Here is a 21130-nt window from a genome sequence, read left to right as displayed (position 1 = left end):
ATAAAGCCACCACCTCATAATGAGTAGCTTAACAGCTAGTTAACTGAATACGTTAATGTTTTTAGTTTTTAGTTTTTATAAGCATCATTAAACGTGTACTTGATGTGTTTCCAGATAATGAACTAAAATAGCTGTTATGAACGCTACATAGATAAGTCTCTCTATTATTTTCTGCACATTGACCATGAGACTAAATTAGCTTTTACTGACATTTGCAATGACTGTTACTGGTGATGTTTTTTGGACTAGTATTTTTGCTGTTGCAAACCTGGGCTTATCCGCAGCAAATATGGCATTAGAATCTATCCCTGAGAACGTAGATACTCTAAATAACGTATCTAATAAATATGAAGAGAATGAAAGCGGGTCGGAGAAAAATAAGAAATAACTAAAGGCTATTTATTAAAACTAAAGGAATGGGGACGCTGTAATATGTAGTATCTCAGACGGGATGTTGAAAAATTCATTGGTAGTCGGCAGACAAGCTGATAAATTTATGATGCCTGCTTCTTTCTGATAGTGAGTTTCATGTAGTACGTAATGTAGGTTGGTAGAGTGTTATTTAAGATATTTTTGTTATCTGAACACACTTTGTTAGCGTATCAACGCTAAGCCAAATTTCCTCAAAACCCATCACTACCAATAGCATAAACAATATAGCTCAGGTAAGGTATTCATATCTAAATAAATGCAGGATGCAAAACTATGCCGTATATCAATATTAAAATCACTGATGAACAAGTGACAAAAAAACAAAAAGCCCAGTTAATCGCAGGTGCGACACAATTGCTGGTGGATGTATTAGGGAAGAACCCGAAAACCACAGTTGTTGTTATCGACGAAGTGAATACCGATAACTGGGGGATAGGTGGCGAAGTTGTGACTGAACTACGCCAAAAAACTAAATCCTAGCGACTCGGCATGCCATTGCTAAGGGTTTAGGTCTACCGTTAACCAAGTCGCTTAGCAATCGCCTCTATCGCCATAGTCACGCCAATGGGCACCGCAGCTTGATAAGAGTGCAATGCATAGACATTAACTTTATCAAGCTGATAGTCGGGTAACAACTCAGCTAATGCATGATTATGTTTAGCAAATATAAAGTCTGGAATAATACCAACACCAAACCCTTGCTCTAGCATACTCAAGCAAGTGGGTAGGGTATTGGCTTTATGATGGGTTTTAAAATTCAGTTCAAACCGTGGCGTACTATTCCTATTAGAACCTCCTTTATCACAGCGACTTTTCTTACAACTAAAGCTGTGATGAATCGACTTTTCTTGCCAGTGATTAGCTACGTAGCTGATGTTAGGTAGTGAGTGTGAGCTTACTTGGGGAGCACTATTATTCGCCAGTACCAATGCTTCAATATCGCTCTGGCAGGCTTTAACTGTTTGCAATGAACCACTGAGCACATCTCTAAAGTCACCAATGCGTTTTTGTTTGAGGTTGCTTATCTTCGACTCCCCAACGCGTATCGCAATATCAATACCTTCTTGCATTAAATCAGACCGCCCGTCATGACTAATCAGTTCAAGTGCAACGTCTGGGTACGCATGAAAGACTTCGTGCAATGCGGGTAAAACCAGATGATCCATTAATGCGTGCGGTGCAGTGATCTTGATTAAACCTTGCGGGGAAATTTGCAATTGTTGGGCGTCTTGCCATGCTTGTTCTGCTAGTTCGTACATGGTGCAACATTGTTGATAGAAGTGTTCACCTGCCGGCGTCAGGCTTTGTTTACGCGTTGTACGCTTAAGTAAGGTGACAGCAAGTTCGGCTTCAAGCTGTTTAAGATGTTGGCTAACCACGGATTTAGAAACGTCGAGTTTTTCTGCCGCTTTGGTGATTGAACCGAGTTTGACAACGTACATGAATACCGTCATTTGCTTAAGTTTACTCATCGATTAGGTATTCCTGTGATCGCCTGGTGCTGTTGGTTATTTAGTATTGTTCTGTTTATCTTAACAGTGTTTTCTGATTGGTCTGTTTTTGTTTGGTAATTACAGCGCTAAAGTAACAGCCATATACTTTATATACGTTATATAGCAACTAGACACTCATCGGAGAAAGCACAATGACACAATCACAATCACAATCACAAACACTATTAGCATGTAAAGCCGGTATCGCAGCATGGGAAAAGGCGTTTAATAATCAAGACGCAGCAGGTTGTGCAGCGCAATATGAAGAAGGCACAGTAATGCACGCACGTCCGTTTGGTACATTCACTGGGCGTGAAGAGATCCAAACATTTTGGCAAGGTATCATTGACCAAGGTTTTAGCTATGTGGATTACACCGACGTTGAATGGGTAGCGATGAATGATGATAGTTATGTATTAACAGCCAAATGGACAATGAACAAAGCGTTCGGTGCAGTACATCACGAGCAATGGCGCATTCAAGCTGATGGCAGCGCGTTATTAGCGGCTGATGATTTTGAAGTACAAGGCGAGCGCTAGGCTACTCTAGTTTGTGTATATTGAAGAGGAGTAGCGGTAGCAATATCACTCGTATTTTTGTTTTTTATTATAATGCTGGATCGAGTGTGCCAGCTGTAGCTTAATTTTTAACTCTGTTTAGGTTTCAGATAAGGTTTGGTATTTCGAATGCCACAAAATCGAGATAAACATGATCAATGTACAGCTGTTTTGATGCCAGTACTCTATGCTAATTGATTAGTGCTCTAACATTTTAATGTGCTAAACCCTTCCCGGTATACGTAAGTCAGCAATAAAAACGGTGTAATTGAATGATTTAGTTAGAGCTGTTATCATTACGGCTCTAACTATTGTTAGTGGCTTTTTGTAAGTGCTGAAATTAATGGTATGCACTATCGTGCTTAGCAGCATATTGATGATTAACCAATAAATCTGTTTTAAAGGGAGAGCTTGGCAGTTTAAATACTGGTTCAAGTTATTATAAAGGATGATTAACATGTCTTGCGTTTCAATGGAAACTTCTGGTGCAGAATTACGTCGACGCATCGCACAGTTTGATCTCGAGTTAAATCAAAAATTCTATACTGACTCTATCCAATCATTAATGGAAAAAAGATCCAAGTTTTTTGATCAACTGCTTATTGCACTTTGGTGTTCATTTGAGTTAGATGAGTCAGTTTTATCCATTAATGCGGTTGGTGGTTACGGCAGAAAAAGGCTTCATCCCCAGTCAGATATAGATCTGGCCATTATTAGCGATGGCAAGATGCCTAAAGACATCGAAGAAAAACTGTCTTGTTTTGTTACGAAACTTTGGGATTTAGGGATAGATATTGGTCATTCAGTTAGAACGTTTGAAGAGTCAATTCAACTAGCCGCAGAAGATATTACCATCGCGACAAATTTGCTCGACATTCGTCCATTGCAGGGGCCATCGTCTCATGCATCAATGCTCAAAGATACGCTGTTCCAAAACAAGATTTGGACAAGTAAAGCATTTTTCCATGCGAAGCTAACAGAGCAGGAAAGCCGCCATAAAAATGCAAAAAATACTGCATTGTACTTAGAACCAAATTTAAAAAACAATCCGGGCGGCATGAGAGATGTGCAAACCATACATTGGATAGCACAAAAGCATTTTTTAATTGATAACCCGAACACAATAGAGTCGACCGGATTTTTAACCTCAGAGGAAACCTCTGAGTTATTAGAGTCCTATGATTTTGTCTGCCGAGTACGCTGGGCATTACATTCTGTTGTTAACAGACCACAAGAAATACTCCTATTTGATCATCAATCGGCTGTCGCAGAGTTTATGCGTTTCGGTGGCGATGATAATACCCAGCATGCGATTGAAAGCATGATGGGTTACCTGTTTACTGCGATGACGCGTATACGTGAATTGAATCAAATGCTCAGTGATTCTTTCCAGTTTGATATTTTAAAGCACCAACCCAAGCAGCCTGAACGTATTATTGATGAATACTTTATGGTTCGAAATAACCTCATTGAAGCAAGATATAAAGAGATTTTTATCGATAAACGCCAAGTCTTAAGGCTGTTTTTATTGATAGCTAAACATAAAGATATTAACGGCATTGCGCCTGAAACACTGCGACTATTGCGACAAACTAGACGGATATTACTGGGTGAATTGAGCTGTTATCAAGGATGTAGAGAAGAATTCATTGCGCTGTTACAGCAACCTAATGGCTTAAAAACCTCATTCAGTTTAATGCATCGATATGGCATCTTAGCGTCCTACTTTTCCCATTGGAAACAAATCGAAGGTCAAATGCAATACGATATGCATAACGCCTACACCATCGATGAGCATACCTGTAAAGCGGTGCAAGCAATAGACAGTTTTAGTAGTGACTTTAATGATAAAAGCTTTATTTATAATGTAAATCAACAAATCAAAGATAGAGACTCGCTGATCTTGGCAACACTTTGCCATCACATTTCAGGTAAACAAGCAGTTGAAAATAGTCAACTTAGTGCCATTATTGCCAAAGAGTTCGCTGAAATACACCAATTAAAAAACTCCAGTATTAAACTGGTTTATTGGTTGGTCGCAAACCAAGATCTGCTTATTGGTACCATTCAAACCCAAGATATTACCGACCCTAATGTTATCAAGCAACTTGCTAAACAGGTTGGCTCTGTTGACAAACTCAATGCGCTCTATGTGTTTACCGTGGCGGATATGATCGCGACCAATGAGCAATATTGGAATGAATGGCACGAATGTCAATTAGAGCAGCTGTACCTATCAACCCGAGATGCGCTAAGACAAGGCATAGAGAATATATTCGAAGTGCGTACCCTGATCAGAGAAAACAAAAATGACGCAACCAGTAAACTAACCAACATGGGCTGGAGCGAACAAGACATAGCATCGTTATGGTCCACTTTACCCAAACACTTTTTTAGTAGTAACAGTGTTGATGAAATTGTATGTATTACCGAGCAAATTTTAAAACGTTCGGTGAAACAAGATATGATTTACATTTCCGATAGTTTATCGCCTAGCGCAACCTGTCTGATCGTTTATACCAAGGACAGACCTAAGCTTTTTGTGGATATATTTAATACCCTGGCAACGGCCAAGTTAAAGATCAAAGATGCGCAAATTATGCAAACTAAAGACGGTATGGTATTAGAAATAATCAAGTTACTTGATAGCAAAAATGAGCCAATAACCGAAAAAGATAGACTTGATAAAATAGTCATTCGAGTTGAAAAATCAATTAACAATGAAATATCCTACAACAACTTACCGACACCGAAGTTTGTAAAAAACTTTGAAAACACGGCAGTTGTAGAGTTTTTAAAATCAACAAAAAAGAATAAATCGCTGCTAAAAATCAACACCTTGGATGATCCTTGTTATATGGAGGAAATTTGCTCTGTATTCTCACAAAGTGATTTAACCATTCATTCAGCAAAGATTAGTTCTCTTGGTGAATCGACAGAGAACGTTTTTTTAATCTCCAAGAATAGTGGAGAGCAGATCACTAAGGAAGAACAAACACATTTAAATGAATTGTTGGTATGTCGCATTGCGTAATTCACGTATTGATTTTTTATTACCTTTATGTGATTTTTAAATACAGAGCTACAGAGCTACAGATCATTGAGGTATTCATTCTAAAGCAACCTAAATCGAATAGCGTTCTGATTCAAATTTCACCAAATCAATATAACGTCACACTGTGTATTGACGACAAAATTATGATGCTGGGTCGACAGTGCCTACCATCGAGTTATTCATTCTAAACCAACCCGCAATTGAATAGCGTTCAGATTCAGCGGCAAGTACTTCATGTGGGAAGCGCTCACTTTCAAATACCACCAAGGTACCTGCTTTTGGTGCAACACGTGCGATCACATTATCTGAATCTTGGGCATAGATAAGCAACTCACCGCCGGCATCGGGTGTGTTTAGATAGCAGACAGTGGAAAATACCCGGTTCGATTTGCCTTTGAATGCATCTAAGTGTTTTTTATAAAAATCACCCACTGCATATTTAGCGTAATGACATTCATAATCAAATAACCCTAAGAAAAAGTTGCGGTTCACTTCTAATCTAAGTACATCGATTAACGCCATAAAGTCAGTTTGCGCAGGGCTTGCACCCGTTAGCCATAACGTCTTATCTTTACGGACCTGTGTATTTAATTGCGAGTCTTGCTGACGACCAATACCAGCCGCTTTAAAGTTCGGCTGATTCTCAAGGCAATCCTGAAGCAATGCGTCAATAATACCTGCTGGAAAGGCATCGTCGATGACCGCATAACCATGCTCATGGATATTGTCTAAAATGGTATCCATAGTGGCACGAAAGTCATTTTTTACTGTTAGTTGTTCTGTTTCCACAATCGTCAATTATCTAAGGTGATGATGGCGCTATTATACCCAGTTTCATATACATAAATATGATAAAAAATAACAATCGTCACGTTAACTCGAGTGTAAAACTTAAGTAATTGAATTTGATAACTGAAATGCTAATAACAAGCTGCTACAGTGGGCGAATAGTAAATTATAGGAGTACTCAAATGGTAAAGTGGCCTGCAGTGATTAAATATCACGGTGAAGATGAACTTATTTATGTTGAGTCGTTAGTTGAATGGCAAAATGAGCCTGATTTATGCCTACCTCACTATGAATCAGAAGATCGATTAATCGATGCGAGTGGTGCTTTGTTTTCATTCCCTGTCGCGTCATCGCCTTCGGATACAGACATGTTTGTTTCTTTAGACTCACGAATATTGGTGCCTGAGTTTGTCGAATTAGTGCGTAAACATGCGGTGATTGAAAATTATTGCTGCTCTGCAAAGATAAATGCCAAGACCCATCAGCAAGTGGTTGCGATGGTCAAAGAAATCAATTCACTTTAGGTCGGAGATTTAGTCATGGACGAACATGTCGTTATTTTGATTATTGCTTTAATTGTATTGTTCTATGGCTTTATCTCAAAAAAACTCGCCCAATTTGATATATCTGGTCCTATGGTGTTTACCGTATTGGGACTTATCTGCTCGCCGTTTGGATTTGGCATTACTGCTGTTGAAGTGGATGCCGAATTTGTCACTGTGTTGGTGGAAATAGCGTTAGTACTGGTATTGTTTAGCGATGCGGCCTTATTAGATCTAAAGTTATTGCGACGTTCATGGCAGATACCTGCACGATTGCTCTTTATAGGTTTACCTTTGACGATTATCGCTGGTACTGCTGTTGCTGTATGGCTGTTTCCAGAGCAACCGATTACGTACATGATCTTACTGGCGTTGCTGCTTACCCCCACAGATGCTGCGCTGGGTAAAGCGGTCGTGACAGATCCGAAAGTGCCTAAAATTATTCGTTCTATTATCAACGTTGAAAGTGGTCTGAACGATGGCATTGTTTTCCCCATCGTCTTAACCGTGGTGGCATTGATAACCAGTGGGCTAACCAAAGCTAATGACTATAGCTGGATTTGGTATGTAGCCGAACAAATCGTCTTTGGCATGTTGGTTGGCGGTATGGTTGGTTATCTGGGTGCTAAACTATTGAATAAAGCAATCGAACATAACTGGATTCAAGAAAGCTATCAAAACCTGATCCCCATTGCCCTTGCAATTCTCGGGTTTTATCTTGCCGAAGCATTATTAGGTAATGGTTTTATTGCTGCTTTCTTTGCAGGTTTATATATTGGTAATACCAGTAAACAAGCACGAATACATATTGAAGAATTTGCTGAAAGCGAAGGGGAGTTATTTATACTTATTAGCTTCTTTTTGTTTGGATTAGCGTTTGTACCATTAACATTACATGATATTAGCGTAAACGTAGTTATCTATGCGTTATTGAGCCTGACGGTATTACGTATGTTGCCGGTGATGGTTTCATTAATGGGTACAGATTTGGACTTTGCAAGCCGTGTGTTTATTGCTTGGTTTGGACCGCGTGGAATCGCGTCTATTTTATATGTGTTGATTGTGGTGCATAACGTCGGTGATATTGGCGGTTTTGATATTGTTTACGCGGTTGTTACCTTAACTATTTTAATGAGTATCTTTGCCCATGGGTTTAGCGCACAACCTTTTTCAAATTTATACAGCAAAAAACATCGAAATGAAGCTTAACTCTCTTAGAGGTAAATAAACGAATGAGTATGATCACTCGATTACACTATTTTAATTGTGTAGTAGAAACCGGCAGTATCTCTGCTGCAAGTCGCGTTTTCGACGTTCAACCCTCTTCAATATCCAGACAACTTGCGGCGTTAGAGGCTGAATTAGGCATACGTTTACTTAATCGAACCACGCGTAATATCGGCCTAACAGAAGCAGGTTCGACTTATTATTACTATTCTCAGCGCATCGTCGCAGAACTTGATGAAGCCAATCGCGCGGTGAATGATTTACAACAAAGTCCCAAAGGCAATTTAAAAATCAGCATGACCGTTGGCTTTGGCGAAGCGTGTGTGCTGCCCCTGGTCCCCGGTTTCATGAAAGCTTATCCGGATGTTAATATTGAATTAGAACTCAGTGAAAGAGTGGTGGACTTAGTTGAAGACAACGTTGATATTGCCATACGAAGTGGGCGCTTACCTGACTCGAATTTAATTGCCAGCAAGTTAGCAGACAATGATTTTTTATTATGTGCAACACCGCAATATTTAGCTGACAATGGCACGCCAGAAACGCCCGATGATTTAATTAATTTTAACTGTATTTGTTATGGGTATAGTGGCTGGCGTGATTGGTTTTTGATGGATGACAAACCGCGAAAGCTAGCCATTACGGAAGGACTGATTGTGAACTCGGTTAATGGTCAAAAGCAGTTGGTATTAAACCATGCTGGTTTGGTGCTAGCGGCACGTTGGGCTGTGAATAATGAACTCAACAATGGCCGTTTAGTGCAAGTACTCGCGCAACACAGTTTCAGTCCTTATGAACGACTGAGCTCAACCTATGCACTGTACTTAAAACGCGATCTCATTTCTCCTAAAATCAGAGTGTTTTTAGATTATCTGAAACAACATTTGTAATTGTCTCTGTTGGTGACTAAAAAGTGCACCTTAACGCGACTAACGATTTAATTTGTCTGATTTTATCAAACTTAGACGGGATGATGCTGTCGTGCTGTTTATATAATTATACTGAACGCAGGGTTAAGTATAGTTGATGCTAATTCTGAGTTATAAATACGGATTAATGTTATCATTATGTTCTTTTTATTATCAGTTTGTTGTTATGCTCGCGTCCATGAAAAAAAACACCTTATTTAATTGGCAAAAATTGAACTTCCGGCACCGACTATTACTGATAATGACCTTGTCCGGCTTAGTCAAATTATTGATCTTATCGATTGCTGGTTTTGCTTATTTAAAGCATTGGGAAGAGCAGGAAAGTGGTGGGAAAGCACTCGGTATTGCTAAGTTTTTAGCCGCATCGCCTTCTGTTATTGAGGCGATTGAGGCGAAAAATCCAGAACTAATCAGAGAGAAAATCGAATTATTACGCTCATCTATTAATGCTACGTTTATTGTGATCGGTGATAAAAACAGTTTACGTTATGCCCATCCTATCGCTAATCGCCTTGGTCATAAAATGCAGGGTGAAGATAATGATAAAGCCTTAAAACAAGGTTTATCTTATATTTCGGTGGCCGAAGGCTCATTAGGTAAGTCGGTACGCGGTAAAACCCCCATATATTCTTACAATGGTGAGATTATAGGTGTTGTTTCCGTCGGCTATTTACTAACGAGTATCGAAGATAAAGTTGATCATTTTCTGGTATTTCTCATTGCGATGGCAATATTGGTGGTACTGACTAATGCACTGATCTCTAATTTTACAGCAAAGAAATTTCAGAATGCAATATTTGGTTTTGAGCCAGAAGAGATTGGTCGTTTATACATGGAACTTGAAGTGACACTCAGCACCATTAAAGAAGGGGTGGTGAGTATTGATGCGGATGGTTACTTACGCTCTATTAACCGTAGTGCCTGTGATATCTTCAAAGTTAAAGCGAAAGATGTACTACACCGAAAAATGAGTGAAGTATTACCTGAGAGTAATTTAACGGAAATTTTGATCAGTAAAGTCAGTGAGTATAATGTTGAGTTGATGATTAAAGGCCAAGCTATTGTCGCGAATAGGCAGGTGCTTATTGTTGATGAACGGGTTGTTGGCGCGGTATCGAGTTTCCGTCTTAAAGATGAAATTACAGAACTCACTAAACAGTTATCACAGGTGCGTGAATATTCTGATTTGTTACGCTCGCAAACGCATGAACATAGCAATAAATTAAACACTATCAGCGGGCTTATTCATTTGGGTAAAAATGAAGAAGTATTAAGCTTGATTGGACAAGAAACGGCACGTTATCAACACTTAATTCAATTCTTACGTGAAGCCATCCTCGAACCTATGATTGCCGGTGTATTACTGGGTAAAAGTGAAAGAGCCAGAGAGTTAGGGTTAATGTTAGAAATTGATGAAGGTTCACAGTTATTAACCTTACCTGAGCATATTCGCGCTGAAGACCTGGTCACTATATTAGGTAACTTTATTGATAATGGCTTTGATGCTTGTATCAGCAGCAATACGATAAAATCAGAGAGAAAAGTATCAGTGAGCATTTCTGATTTTGGTAATGAGATAATCATTGAAGTTGAAGATAATGGTTGTGGTTTACCAAAAGGCATCGCTCAACAAGAGTTAATTAAGCAAGGCGTATCGAGCAAATCGGAAAGTAATCGAGGTGTAGGTTTACACCTTGTTGATCAAATAATTAGCCAATATCATGGGCAATTAATGATGGAAAGCATAGATAATAAAGGAACACGAATGACGGTATTTTTACCAAAACAGCATACTGATAAGGATATTAAGAATGACATCAACTAATGCGATTAAAGTATTAATCATTGAGGATGATGTGGGTATCGCTGAGATCCACCGTCGTAATTTAATGAAAATTGATGGCTTAGATGTCATTGGTATCGCCACCTCGAAAGCCGATGCGGAAACCTTACTTGAGGTATTAACGCCTGATCTAATCTTATTGGATGTGTATTTACCCGACGGTAACGGTTTAGATATTCTGCGTGATTTACGCCAGCAGCAACATGCATGTGATGTGATTTTAATCACGGCTGATCGCGATGCGGATACCTTGCAAGCCGCAATGCGTGGTGGGGTGGTTGATTATATTTTAAAACCAGTGATTTTTGCACGTTTAGAAGAGTCATTAGATAAGTACCTAAGGCAGAAAAATCAGTTTGGTAACCTTGATGATTTAGATCAGCACGTGGTTGACTCGATGATCTCTGTTAGCGTTAAAAACCCCGCTGCATCGCGTTTGCCGAAAGGTATTGATAGTGTAACGTTGGATAAAGTGCGTGGCTTATTTACTGAACATGACGCTATTACGGCGGATAATGCCGGTGTATTGATTGGCGCAAGCAGAACAACCGCAAGACGTTATTTAGAGCACTTAATTAGTACAGGTGAATTAGTCGCTGATTTAAACTACGGCACGGTAGGACGCCCAGAAAGAACCTATAGCAAACAAGTTCGATAATGAAAAAAACAGCGCTTAAAGCGCTGTTTTTGGTTATTATTTTTTGTTTACCGAGGAAACGGTATTGTTAATCACAGTTATCGACAAAAGATGACTGCTTTGCTCTACGGCGGCTTAATGTCGTTAGTAGGATTGGTGTGATAAGTACCAAGGCTGATATTACAGTGAACGTTAAGGTGATAGGGCGTTCCCATAAGAAGCTTAGTTCACCATCACTGAGCATTAATGAACGGCGTAGGTTTTCTTCCATTAATCCACCGAGAATGAAACCGAGTAATAACGGGGCTAATGGGAAAGTCGCTAACCTTAAGAATATCGCTATCACCGCTACTATGATCATAATAAATACGTCCACAGTATTAAAGGAAACCAGATATACACCGGTGATTGAGAAGAAAATGATCATCGGCAGTAATACCGTTCTTGGCACGGCTAATAGTTTTGAAATATACGGGATCAGCGGTAGATTCAATATCATCAATACCACGTTACCGAAGTACATCGAGATGATCACCGACCAGAATATTTCAGGGTTATCGATAAACAAACGAGGACCAGGCTGAACACCATAAGAGATCAATGCACCCAACATAATGGCAGTTGTGCCTGAGCCTGGAATACCTAAGGTTAATAGCGGTACAAATGAACCACTTGATGCGGCATTGTTAGCGGCTTCTGGCGCCACTAAACCACGGATACTGCCTTTACCAAATTCATCGCGTTTATCTTTTGGCGCGAGATTACGCTCTAAACCATAACTCAAGAACGCGGCAATCGTCGCCCCAGCACCGGGTAATACCCCGACAAAGAATCCAAGAATCGAAGAGCGAATTGCCACTGGGGCAACTTCTTTTAGTTCTTCTTTGGTTACTTTCATGCTGCCTATATCAGTTAAGGCGCGGTTTTCTTCTGATGAAGTATCAGGGTCTGGTTTTAAGATGCTGAATAAAATTTCACCGAGGGCAAAGGTTGCCATGGCTAATAGTAAGAAGCTAAAACCATCCATTAAATCAGTCAAACCAAAGGTAAAGCGTTCAACACCAATGCCTTTATCGATACCGACTGTTGATAGCATTAAGCCTAAAATAGTCATCATCCAGGCTTTTAAAACCTGTCCTTTACCGGCAAATGCCGCAACAGCAGATAGACCGACTAGCATTAACGCAAAGTAATCAGATGATTGAAAACTTAATGACACTTTTGCTAAGGCGGGGGCTGCGATTAATAGCATAATTGCCGATAAGGTACCGCCAGTAAATGAGGCATAAGCAGCCAGTGCTAAGGCTTTACCTGCTTGGCCTTTTTTCGCCATCGGGTAACCATCAAATGCGGTGACGACCGTGGATGAACAACCGGGGGCGTTGATGAGAATGGATGAGGTTGAACCACCAAAAATTGCCCCGTAGTAAACACCGGCCATTAAGATCATCCCTGACGATGGGTCTAAACCATAGGTGATCGGGATCATCAAGGCAATCGCTGAAATAGGGCCAAGACCGGGCAACATACCAATAAAAGTACCAACAAAACAACCGACCATCACCATCATTAAGTTGGTTGGCATGATTGCTGTGGATAAGCCTGCTAAAATTCCATCTAACATAATTATCTTCCTACAAGCTTAAAAAGAGGTAACCAGGTTCAAGATAAATATCCAGAACTTTGGTAAGAAGTAACCAGAAAAGCGTTACAAAAGGGAAAGACGCACCAAGCAACACCGCTTTTCGGCGTTCGCCAAGTAGCCAAAATCCGATTAATAAGAACAAACTCGTCGCTAATACAAACCCTAACCAGGTTAAACCGATGCCGTAACCGACCATTAAAATGACAAAGGAACCTAATAGACGCCAATCTAAATCTTGGTCTGAACTTTGCTCTGCACAGCTATTATCTGCACATGGACGGGATGGCGACATAACGATCAGTAACAATGACATGACGATGCCAGCGAACGTTAATAGATAAGGCAGTGTCCGTGCGGTGAATGCTTCATATTCGTCACCAGGAAAAAGTTGAATTTGGGTCGTTTGATAACCGTAGATTAAGCAGGCAAGCAGGAATATTAATCCACTTACTCGGTCTCGATTTAATAATGATACAGGGGGTGATTGCATGAGATGCTCCAATAAAAAAGAAAGCCACAGTGACAAATTATTGAATACTGTGGCTGTATAACGGGGTGAATTAGTTTATTTAAGGAAACCTAATTCACGCATCAAATCACCCATTTGCTGTTCTTGTTGTTCTAGGAATGCATAAAAGTCTTTGTCTGCTCTATAGTTATCAATCCAACCATTACGATCGCGCACTGTTGCCCATTCGTCGGTTTTGTACATTTTGCTTAAGACTTTGTTCCACTGAGCAACCTTTTCGTCACTGATACCCGGTGAAGCAAAGAATCCACGCCAGTTAGCAAATACCGTATCGTTACCCATTTCGGTCAGAGTTGGTACATTTGGCGCTGCGGCTAAACGTTCTGGTGCAGTAATAGCCAGAATGCGTACTTGGCCACTTCTCGACATTTCCAGTACTTCGCCTAAACCGGTTGATAATAATGGTGTTTCGCCAGATAGCACGGCTGCCATCGCTTTACCGCCTGCGTCATAAGCTATATAACGCACTTTACGGGCATCAAAACCTTCACCTTTAAAGGCAGCTGCTACAATAAGGTGGTCCATGCTACCGCGCGCTGAACCGCCAGCAATTTTTACTTTACGTGGATTCTCTTTAAAATCAGCGACAACTTGTGACCAGTTTTGGTATTTCGAATCAGCGGCTACCACAATTGCGCCATAGTCGGCAATGGTCGTTGCAACAGGGGTTAGGTCTCGAAACGATTGTGGAAAGATACCGGTTAATGACCTGATCACAATCGGTGTTGAGTTAACCATTAAGGTGTCTTGTTGACGTGCCGCTGTTTCGATCATGTGGGCAATTGCTTTACCACCACCGCCACCAGACAGGTTTTGATAAGAGACTTTTCCAACTAGGTCCGCTTTCATTAATACATCGCCAGTCCCTCGAGCTGTCATGTCCCAGCCACCACCTGCACCGCCAGGCACAATAAAGTGAATTTTCTCTAAATCAGCGGCCCAAGCGGCTGATGAGAGTGTTGCAATACTTGCCACGATAAGTGATGAGGCTACACGCTTTCTAAATTGCTTTAGCATGGTTTCCATTCCTTGTGTTTCTTGTTAAATAGTTTAAATCGTTGAACAGTTAACGTCATGGGTTTAATGGTTAACGTTAATGGTGTTGAGGTTACGTCAATGTTAATGATGTTGCTGTGACAGGGGGGAAACTGTAAATAATGGCAATTAACGACGTTGTGGCTATTTTGTTCATAAAGTTCACTGTGGACTTTAGATTAAGAAAGGTAATAAAAAGCCGCCTAATCTATTTAAAATAATTAAGGCGGCTAGTTATGTTGTGCTGTGTTGTTATCTCTTGCGAGTGGAGTTAACTGATTGTAGTGGTTTCTACTGTGTTATTTTTATCTGTGATTGCCGTGTGACTTTGTGCCATGGTTTCTAGAATGGCGTCTTTTTCGACCCAAATATCATTCAAGTGTTGCTGAAAGCCAATTTTGAATGCACGGTCTTTTTGGTAATCGCCGCGCATCTTGGCATCAATTTCAGATACGCTAATATGTACATGTACGTCTTTTACTTCACCACATATATATTGCCAAAATGTGGGTGTTTGTTCTGGATAATAAATTGCAACATCAACCACTTTATGGATGTGATCGCCTAATGCAGACAGTGCAAACGCTAATCCACCTGCTTTGGGTTTTAGCAGATGCTTGAACGGTGATTTTTGCTTGTTATGTTTTTCTGTGGTCAAGCGTGTACCTTCAACAAAATTCATTACACTGACAGGGGTTGATTTGAATTTAGCGCAGGCTTTGCGTGTTATTTCGATATCTTTACCGCGTAACTTCGGATTTTTCTTTAGTTGCGCAGTGCTATAACGACGCATAAACGGGAAGTCTAGCGCCCACCAAGCCATGCCTAAGAAAGGGACAAAGATAAGTTCTTTCTTTAAGAAAAATTTTAAGAACGGGATCTTTTTATTTAATACACGCTGCAAGATCAGGATATCAACCCAAGATTGATGGTTCGCAATGACCATGTACCATTCTTTTTCAGACAGTTCGACATCAGCATTGTGCAGATGAATTTTTACTGGATGAATTAGGCGTTCGATCACCCCGTTAACCTTGATCCAATTACTTGCCAAGCAAACTAGCAATGAAGAACAAAGAGTCTGTAGTACTTTAATTGGCAGTAATTTGATTGGGCTTAAAATAATGATGGGGGTCGCCCAAAACAATAAATTTATAACCCAAAAGATAAACGCTAAACAGCCTCGTATAAATGACATCACATTCCTTACACAGTAAATACATACTTTCAAATAAGTGGATATACCCAAGCTACTTCAAGATACACAATCAGCAAACCGAAAGGAGAGAATATTCAAGGCATGAAGTCGACGATTTAGTTATTCTAAATCAAGACTTCATAACACCGAAGATTCCTTCTTTCGGCTTGCCCTGCGGGAGGCTAGCTGGAATAACAGTACAGCGTTACAATATTTGAAAATGGAATAACCATTATCTTCATATTGCGCCTTGTTCTGATCTCCCAGCTAGTCTCTGATATAGCATCTTGAAGTAGTTTGGGTATATTACTGCCCGAAGCGTCAGGTCTCAATATATAAATGTTCGTTTACGCTCAAAATAGCCTTATTTTACTAAACATCGGAGCAGTTAAGACTGGAATTAACGAATACGAGTGTTCTTGCTCTTATTTTCGATGCTAATTTTGGATGTAATATCTAAATATAGATATAAAATTAGACTTTAGTTGCCATTTATAAGCATTTTTACTATTGGAGCGGGTTACAATAAGGTATTGTTTGTTTAAATAAACAATACTGAGACGTGGGTATTTAACGCTGAATTTCAATACTGGCATTCGTTTCGCTCAATAATGATTTAATGGTTGCAAAGCAACATCAACGACTAAGGATACACATTTATGGAAACTGCAATTGACATACTATTAACACCCTGGCTTTGGATCTCTGTTGTGGTGATATACACAATTCAAAGAGGCATACTCTTTGTTCCGCAAAATAGAGGTTATGTTATTTATACGTTTGGGCGCTATAGCGGCACATTACAAGCGGGTCTTAATTTTATCGTTCCATTCGTGCAAAAGGTTGCTGCAGATCGTAACTTAAAAGAACAATCATTAGACATATCGTCACAACTCGCTATCACCAAAGACAATATTTCATTAGAAATTGATGGCATCTTGTTTATGAAAGTGATTGATGCGTCTGCTGCAACGAATAATATTACCGACTATAAATTAGCGGTTATTCAGTTAGCGACAACCACAATGCGTAATGCAATTGGCTCGATGGAACTCGATCAATGTTTCCAAAATCGCGATAAAATTAATGCGAGTATTTTGGCCGCGATGACGGATGCGACCCAACCTTGGGGTGTGCAGGTTACACGTTATGAGATTAAAGACATCACGCCTCCTACCTCGATCAAAGAAGACATGGAAAAACAGATGACGGCAGAGCGTGAAAAACGTTCCGTGATCCTGACTGCGGAAGGTGTTAAAACCGCGGCGATTACCAAAGCTGAAGGTTTGAAACAAGCAAGGGTTCTCGATGCTGAAGCCGCAAAAGCAGAACTGGTATTAGCAGCAGAAGCGAGTAAAGAGTCACAAATTTTGACAGCAACAGGTAAAGCAGAAGCAATTAGATTGGTCGCGAATGCCGATTCTGCCGCGTTAAGTGTGGTTGGTGCTGCAGCAATAACCAGTGAAGGGCAGCAAGCTGTACGTTTAACGCTTGCCCAAGATGCGATTGCGGCGCACAAAGCCATTGCCGCCGAAGGTTCTGTCATATTAACAGACGGTAAAACCAGCGAGAATATAGGTAATACGGTCGCGCAAGCGATTGCTATATCTAGCGCATTAAAATTATCGGAATAACACGCTGGGGTAACCACTGAATGGAGTTTAATAAATGGATTCATTAATCGATTACTTACAAAATAATCATGATCAATTACTTTATGTTATTGGTGCGATTGCGTTAGTCGTTGAACTGGGTGTGATTGGTTTAAGTGGTCCGCTGTTGTTTTTCAGTCTTGGTTGCCTCGCGACTGGCTTATTAGTTAACTTGGGTGTGATTGCTGGGTGGGAGCTCGAAGTCCTCTCTGTGGGGTTATTAACAGCGATTAGTGCGCTGCTTTTATGGAAACCGCTTAAGCACTTTCAAGGCGATAAATTCGTACCAGATACCAGTAGTGACATGATTGGACAAACGGTGCCAGTGAGTGAGACCGTCACTATTAATGGTGGTAAAGTGCGTCATTCAGGCATTAATTGGAACGCGCGCTTAAGTGACTCTGCGACGGTTGCAAGCAGAGATGTAGGTCAACGGGTTAAAATTGTTGCTGTGGATGGCAACGTTTTAATCATAGGGTGAATACTCTATGTCGTTATTTGCCATTGAGCTCATCGGAGCAGATAAGGTGCTCAATACACAAATCATAAAAAGCTTGTGCTTGCGGAGAGATGGTATGTCCAGCCAGTCGAAAAATACCTATCTGGCGCTCTAAAGGCGGGTCGATGAGAGGTAGCCACACTAAATCAGTTTCATTGTTAGGAAATGCTAACTTAGGCAGTGTGGTTATACCAATCCCAAGTTTTAATACCGAGAATAAAGAGGTAATGTTTTCTACTGAATAAAGTGCTTTTTCTATGAGAACCCTTGCTGGCGTAGGGTCTAGCAGGGTGCAAGTACCATTATGAATAAAGGGCTGTTCAAGCAATGCTCGCCATTCAATGCCATTGGCGTATTTCGTTATCGGATTATCTTTTAAACAGACTACACCAATTGGATCTGCAATCAATGGTGTGAAATTAACAGTGTCAGCATCTAGGTTGGCACAATTCCCCAACGCTAAATCAACTTCGCCTGCAAGTAACCTTGCTTCGACTCCTGCTGCATTATCATCAATTAAACTGATCTCGACATTAGGGTATTTCTTACAGAATCGTCCCAGCACGTTGGGGATGAGTTTTGCTGCAACGGATGGCACGCTAGCTATACGCACTCGCCCCTGCTGACCTGCTGCGGCGGCCCTTAGGTCGTTATCTAACGTTTTATAAATGTGCAGAAATTGCGTGATTTTTGGTAAACAAATTTGACCAAAAGGTGTGAGGGTTGATTTATTGCCAGATTCAAAAAGCGGTTGCTCTAAAGTGCGTTCAAGTTCTTTGATTGAGGTCGACAGTGCCGCCTGAGAGCGGTTAGCGCGACTTGATGCTGCACGAAATCCCCCTTCTTCTACGACTAAAACAAAATGCCTTAGTTGTTGTATTTTAATATCCATATCTTTAATGCCCCATAAACATATTAGTGATCACACTTTTGCAGGGTGATAAGTTTTTCTTATCAAACGAACAGAATTTACCGTTAGATTTATCAGGAGTCAACTGGCAATATTCACAACATTGAAACAAAGCTGTTACAAAATGGATGTGAACATGAAAACTCAAAGCTACCCGGTAAAAACTGAATTATTTGCGTCTAAGGCTCCCCTTGAGTGGGCGATTGTAAATAATGGCACGCTATATACGGCGCAGATCCCGATTGATCAAACTGGGGTTGTTGTTGAGGGTGGTATTGAAGCCCAAACCCGTCGAACGCTCGACAACCTGGTGCATACCTTAGAGTGTGCTGGTGAATCACTTAATTCTGTACTGCAAGTTTTAATCTACGTGACTGACCGCGAGTACCTTGCCACCGTTAATAAAGTATATGCCGAATATTTTAAAGCTCCTTATCCCAACCGCGCCGCAATCGTGGTTGCCGGGCTAGCCCGTGAAGAAATGCTGGTGGAGCTAGTGGTCTACGCAGCGGTAAAAACCGATCTAAACCCAAATTAAGCCTGAACTATACTAACGAATGTAAATAAATAAGACATTAACGCATAGCCGAAACAAGGAAAGTAGAATGACAACTCAAACACAGCACTCACTGCATACCGGTGGTAAATGGCAACCAGAAAACTCACTTTATATTGGCGGCGAATGGCAGTCGGGTGTTAGCACTATTGCCAATATCAACCCGTCTGATATCAGTAAAAACCTAGGTAACTTTGCTCAAGCGAGTACTGCGCAAGTTCAGCAGGCTATCTCGGCAGCAAAACATGCCCAGCCGACATGGGAAAAAACCCCATTAGAGCAAAAACAAGCGGTACTACAAGGTATCGGTGATGAGCTGATTGCGCGTTGTGATGAACTTGGTAGCTTACTCTCGAGTGAAGAGGGTAAGCCGTTTTTAGAAGGTCGTGGTGAGATTTATCGCGCTGGTCAGTTCTTCCAGTATTTTGCTGCAGAGGTGCTACGTCAAATTGGTGATAGCGCGGCTTCTGTTAGACCGGGGGTTACCGTTGAAGTAACGCGTGAAGCGGTCGGTGTTGTCGCCATTATTTCACCGTGGAATTTCCCAACTGCAACAGCAGCATGGAAGATTGCACCGGCTTTAGCCTTTGGTAACAGTGTTATCTGGAAACCTGCGAATCTAACGCCGGCAAGTGCGGTGGCGTTAACAGAAATTATTCATCGTCAAGGGCTACCTGCTGGCACATTTAACCTGGTACTAGGTAGCGGTTCGGTAGTGGGTGATGCCTTAATCAATTCAACCGAAGTGAACGGCGTCAGTTTTACTGGTTCGGTTGATACAGGTCGTAAAATTGCCGCGGCAACCGCGCCTAACTTTGTCCGTTGTCAGTTAGAAATGGGCAGTAAAAATGCATTAATCATTGCAGATGATGCGGATATCAATATTGCTGTTGAAGCGACTATCGCCGGTTCATTCTCTGGCGCAGGGCAAAAATGTACTGCTTCTTCTCGTCTTGTCGTAATGGACGGTATTCATGATGCGTATGTTGAAGCACTGATTAAACGTATGAGTGAGCTGAAAGTAGGTCACGCACTCGAAGACGGTGTATTCATGGGACCTGTTGTTGATGGTAAGCAATTAGAGGCTAACTTTGATTGGATTGATACTGCACGTCAAAGTGGTGGTGAACTGGCCTTTGGTGGTGAACGTTTAAGTCTAGAGCATGAAGGTTTCTACATGTCACCAACGCTGTTCGTTAATACTAAAAATGATTGGTCTGTGAATCAAGAAGAGGTCTTTGCACCGATGGCCTGCGTTATTCGTGTTGCTGATTTAGACGAAGCGATTGCAACAACAAACGACACGCGATTTGGTTTAACCAGCGGCATTATCACCCAAAGTCTACGTACCAGTACCTTGTTTAAACAGCAAGCGCAAACGGGCTGTGTGATGGTCAACTTACCGACTGCGGGTACTGATTACCATGTACCGTTTGGTGGTCGTAAAGAGTCTAGCTTTGGCCCTCGTGAGCAAGGTCAATACGCCAAAGAATTCTACACCGTGGTGAAAACAGCTTATCAACGCGCTTATTAAGCAGTGTTGAACGCTGTATTGAAAGTATAACCAAGTTAATAAAAGCAGATGGATAATGAGGAGTCGGC

19 protein-coding genes are annotated in these 21130 nt (G+C 40.9%); 12 read left to right on the top strand and 7 right to left on the bottom strand.

Annotated features, from left to right (window positions below; translation table 11 throughout):
* Positions 1-705: 705 nt before the first annotated feature.
* Positions 706-912 (top strand): 2-hydroxymuconate tautomerase family protein, encoded by a 207-nt coding sequence (locus tag PE36_RS09785; protein ID WP_006031846.1) that lies wholly within the window; start codon positions 706-708, stop codon positions 910-912.
* 38 nt (positions 913-950) lie between these two features.
* Here PE36_RS09785 and PE36_RS09780 read toward each other — a convergent pair whose 3' ends face one another.
* Positions 951-1904, bottom strand: a complete 954-nt coding sequence (locus tag PE36_RS09780; RefSeq protein ID WP_006031845.1) for a LysR family transcriptional regulator — start codon at positions 1902-1904, stop codon at positions 951-953.
* 173 nt (positions 1905-2077) lie between these two features.
* On the opposite strand from PE36_RS09780, the gene PE36_RS09775 reads away from it, so the two are divergent.
* The gene (locus PE36_RS09775) at positions 2078-2464 is read left to right on the top strand and encodes a nuclear transport factor 2 family protein (RefSeq protein ID WP_006031844.1); all 387 of its coding nucleotides are present in this window, start codon (positions 2078-2080) and stop codon (positions 2462-2464) included.
* A 475-nt stretch (positions 2465-2939) separates the two neighbouring features.
* Complete coding sequence (glnD, locus tag PE36_RS09770; RefSeq protein ID WP_043994403.1) at positions 2940-5516, top strand: [protein-PII] uridylyltransferase; 2577 nt, start codon at positions 2940-2942, stop codon at positions 5514-5516.
* Positions 5517-5678: 162 nt separating this feature from the next.
* Here the strand turns inward: glnD and PE36_RS09765 are convergent, their stop codons facing one another.
* A complete protein-coding gene (locus tag PE36_RS09765) occupies positions 5679-6281 on the bottom strand; it encodes a 2OG-Fe(II) oxygenase (protein WP_198138597.1) in 603 nt (200 codons plus the stop codon).
* A gap of 227 nt (positions 6282-6508) precedes the next feature.
* On the opposite strand from PE36_RS09765, the gene PE36_RS09760 reads away from it, so the two are divergent.
* The 5 genes from PE36_RS09760 to PE36_RS09740 all read left to right on the top strand — a co-directional run bounded on the left by PE36_RS09760 (position 6509) and on the right by PE36_RS09740 (position 11525).
* Entirely contained in the window at positions 6509-6850 is a 342-nt protein-coding gene (locus PE36_RS09760) for a DUF4144 family protein (RefSeq protein WP_006031841.1), read from the top strand.
* A 15-nt stretch (positions 6851-6865) separates the two neighbouring features.
* Positions 6866-8077: a sodium:proton antiporter gene (locus PE36_RS09755; protein WP_006031840.1), complete on the top strand. Its 1212-nt coding sequence runs from the start codon at positions 6866-6868 to the stop codon at positions 8075-8077.
* Between the two features lie 23 nt (positions 8078-8100).
* Positions 8101-8985: a LysR family transcriptional regulator gene (locus tag PE36_RS09750; protein WP_006031839.1), complete on the top strand. Its 885-nt coding sequence runs from the start codon at positions 8101-8103 to the stop codon at positions 8983-8985.
* A 217-nt stretch (positions 8986-9202) separates the two neighbouring features.
* Positions 9203-10849, top strand: coding sequence for a sensor histidine kinase (locus PE36_RS09745; RefSeq protein ID WP_232286561.1), 1647 nt, complete (start codon positions 9203-9205; stop codon positions 10847-10849).
* On the top strand, positions 10836-11525 hold the full coding sequence (locus PE36_RS09740; protein WP_006031837.1) for a response regulator: 690 nt from the start codon (positions 10836-10838) through the stop codon (positions 11523-11525). Before PE36_RS09745 ends, PE36_RS09740 begins: the two co-directional genes overlap by 14 nt.
* Before the next feature lie 67 nt (positions 11526-11592).
* Here the strand turns inward: PE36_RS09740 and PE36_RS09735 are convergent, their stop codons facing one another.
* The 4 genes from PE36_RS09735 to PE36_RS09720 form a co-directional block, all read right to left on the bottom strand.
* Positions 11593-13128: a tripartite tricarboxylate transporter permease gene (locus tag PE36_RS09735; protein WP_006031836.1), complete on the bottom strand. Its 1536-nt coding sequence runs from the start codon at positions 13126-13128 to the stop codon at positions 11593-11595.
* Positions 13129-13138: 10 nt separating this feature from the next.
* Positions 13139-13639, bottom strand: coding sequence for a tripartite tricarboxylate transporter TctB family protein (locus tag PE36_RS09730; RefSeq protein ID WP_006031835.1), 501 nt, complete (start codon positions 13637-13639; stop codon positions 13139-13141).
* 75 nt (positions 13640-13714) lie between these two features.
* The gene (locus PE36_RS09725) at positions 13715-14695 is read right to left on the bottom strand and encodes a tripartite tricarboxylate transporter substrate binding protein (RefSeq protein ID WP_043994401.1); all 981 of its coding nucleotides are present in this window, start codon (positions 14693-14695) and stop codon (positions 13715-13717) included.
* Positions 14696-14984: 289 nt separating this feature from the next.
* Entirely contained in the window at positions 14985-15911 is a 927-nt protein-coding gene (locus tag PE36_RS09720; protein ID WP_006031833.1) for an acyltransferase, read from the bottom strand.
* Between the two features lie 659 nt (positions 15912-16570).
* On the opposite strand from PE36_RS09720, the gene PE36_RS09715 reads away from it, so the two are divergent.
* Together PE36_RS09715 and PE36_RS09710 are read left to right on the top strand one after the other, a co-directional pair.
* Positions 16571-17545 (top strand): SPFH domain-containing protein, encoded by a 975-nt coding sequence (locus PE36_RS09715; RefSeq protein ID WP_006031832.1) that lies wholly within the window; start codon positions 16571-16573, stop codon positions 17543-17545.
* A gap of 34 nt (positions 17546-17579) precedes the next feature.
* Positions 17580-18044 carry an NfeD family protein gene (locus tag PE36_RS09710; protein WP_006031831.1) on the top strand — a complete coding sequence of 155 codons (465 nt, stop codon included), beginning with the start codon at positions 17580-17582 and terminating at the stop codon, positions 18042-18044.
* 13 nt (positions 18045-18057) lie between these two features.
* Here PE36_RS09710 and PE36_RS09705 read toward each other — a convergent pair whose 3' ends face one another.
* Complete coding sequence (locus PE36_RS09705; RefSeq protein ID WP_006031830.1) at positions 18058-18954, bottom strand: LysR family transcriptional regulator; 897 nt, start codon at positions 18952-18954, stop codon at positions 18058-18060.
* A gap of 154 nt (positions 18955-19108) precedes the next feature.
* On the opposite strand from PE36_RS09705, the gene PE36_RS09700 reads away from it, so the two are divergent.
* On the top strand, positions 19109-19510 hold the full coding sequence (locus tag PE36_RS09700) for a RidA family protein (protein ID WP_369751263.1): 402 nt from the start codon (positions 19109-19111) through the stop codon (positions 19508-19510).
* A 67-nt stretch (positions 19511-19577) separates the two neighbouring features.
* Positions 19578-21062 (top strand): aldehyde dehydrogenase family protein, encoded by a 1485-nt coding sequence (locus PE36_RS09695; RefSeq protein ID WP_006031828.1) that lies wholly within the window; start codon positions 19578-19580, stop codon positions 21060-21062.
* Positions 21063-21130: the final 68 nt, after the last annotated feature.

The organism is Moritella sp. PE36, from assembly GCF_000170855.1.
In the GTDB taxonomy this organism is placed as follows: Bacteria; Pseudomonadota; Gammaproteobacteria; order Enterobacterales; family Moritellaceae; genus Moritella.
This window is presented reverse-complemented; position numbering and strand designations above follow the sequence as displayed.

Coding starts and splice junctions, on each gene's coding strand:
- PE36_RS09745 (WP_232286561.1), top strand. CDS start 9,203: ATGAAAAAAAACACCTTATTTAATTGGCAAAAATTGAACTTCCGGCAC.
- PE36_RS09760 (WP_006031841.1), top strand. CDS start 6,509: ATGGTAAAGTGGCCTGCAGTGATTAAATATCACGGTGAAGATGAACTT.
- PE36_RS09710 (WP_006031831.1), top strand. CDS start 17,580: ATGGATTCATTAATCGATTACTTACAAAATAATCATGATCAATTACTT.
- PE36_RS09705 (WP_006031830.1), bottom strand. CDS start 18,954: ATGGATATTAAAATACAACAACTAAGGCATTTTGTTTTAGTCGTAGAA.
- PE36_RS09785 (WP_006031846.1), top strand. CDS start 706: ATGCCGTATATCAATATTAAAATCACTGATGAACAAGTGACAAAAAAA.
- glnD (WP_043994403.1), top strand. CDS start 2,940: ATGTCTTGCGTTTCAATGGAAACTTCTGGTGCAGAATTACGTCGACGC.
- PE36_RS09755 (WP_006031840.1), top strand. CDS start 6,866: ATGGACGAACATGTCGTTATTTTGATTATTGCTTTAATTGTATTGTTC.
- PE36_RS09695 (WP_006031828.1), top strand. CDS start 19,578: ATGACAACTCAAACACAGCACTCACTGCATACCGGTGGTAAATGGCAA.
- PE36_RS09750 (WP_006031839.1), top strand. CDS start 8,101: ATGAGTATGATCACTCGATTACACTATTTTAATTGTGTAGTAGAAACC.
- PE36_RS09775 (WP_006031844.1), top strand. CDS start 2,078: ATGACACAATCACAATCACAATCACAAACACTATTAGCATGTAAAGCC.
- PE36_RS09715 (WP_006031832.1), top strand. CDS start 16,571: ATGGAAACTGCAATTGACATACTATTAACACCCTGGCTTTGGATCTCT.
- PE36_RS09725 (WP_043994401.1), bottom strand. CDS start 14,695: ATGCTAAAGCAATTTAGAAAGCGTGTAGCCTCATCACTTATCGTGGCA.
- PE36_RS09730 (WP_006031835.1), bottom strand. CDS start 13,639: ATGCAATCACCCCCTGTATCATTATTAAATCGAGACCGAGTAAGTGGA.
- PE36_RS09765 (WP_198138597.1), bottom strand. CDS start 6,281: ATGGATACCATTTTAGACAATATCCATGAGCATGGTTATGCGGTCATC.
- PE36_RS09720 (WP_006031833.1), bottom strand. CDS start 15,911: ATGTCATTTATACGAGGCTGTTTAGCGTTTATCTTTTGGGTTATAAAT.
- PE36_RS09735 (WP_006031836.1), bottom strand. CDS start 13,128: ATGTTAGATGGAATTTTAGCAGGCTTATCCACAGCAATCATGCCAACC.
- PE36_RS09780 (WP_006031845.1), bottom strand. CDS start 1,904: ATGAGTAAACTTAAGCAAATGACGGTATTCATGTACGTTGTCAAACTC.
- PE36_RS09700 (WP_369751263.1), top strand. CDS start 19,109: ATGAAAACTCAAAGCTACCCGGTAAAAACTGAATTATTTGCGTCTAAG.
- PE36_RS09740 (WP_006031837.1), top strand. CDS start 10,836: ATGACATCAACTAATGCGATTAAAGTATTAATCATTGAGGATGATGTG.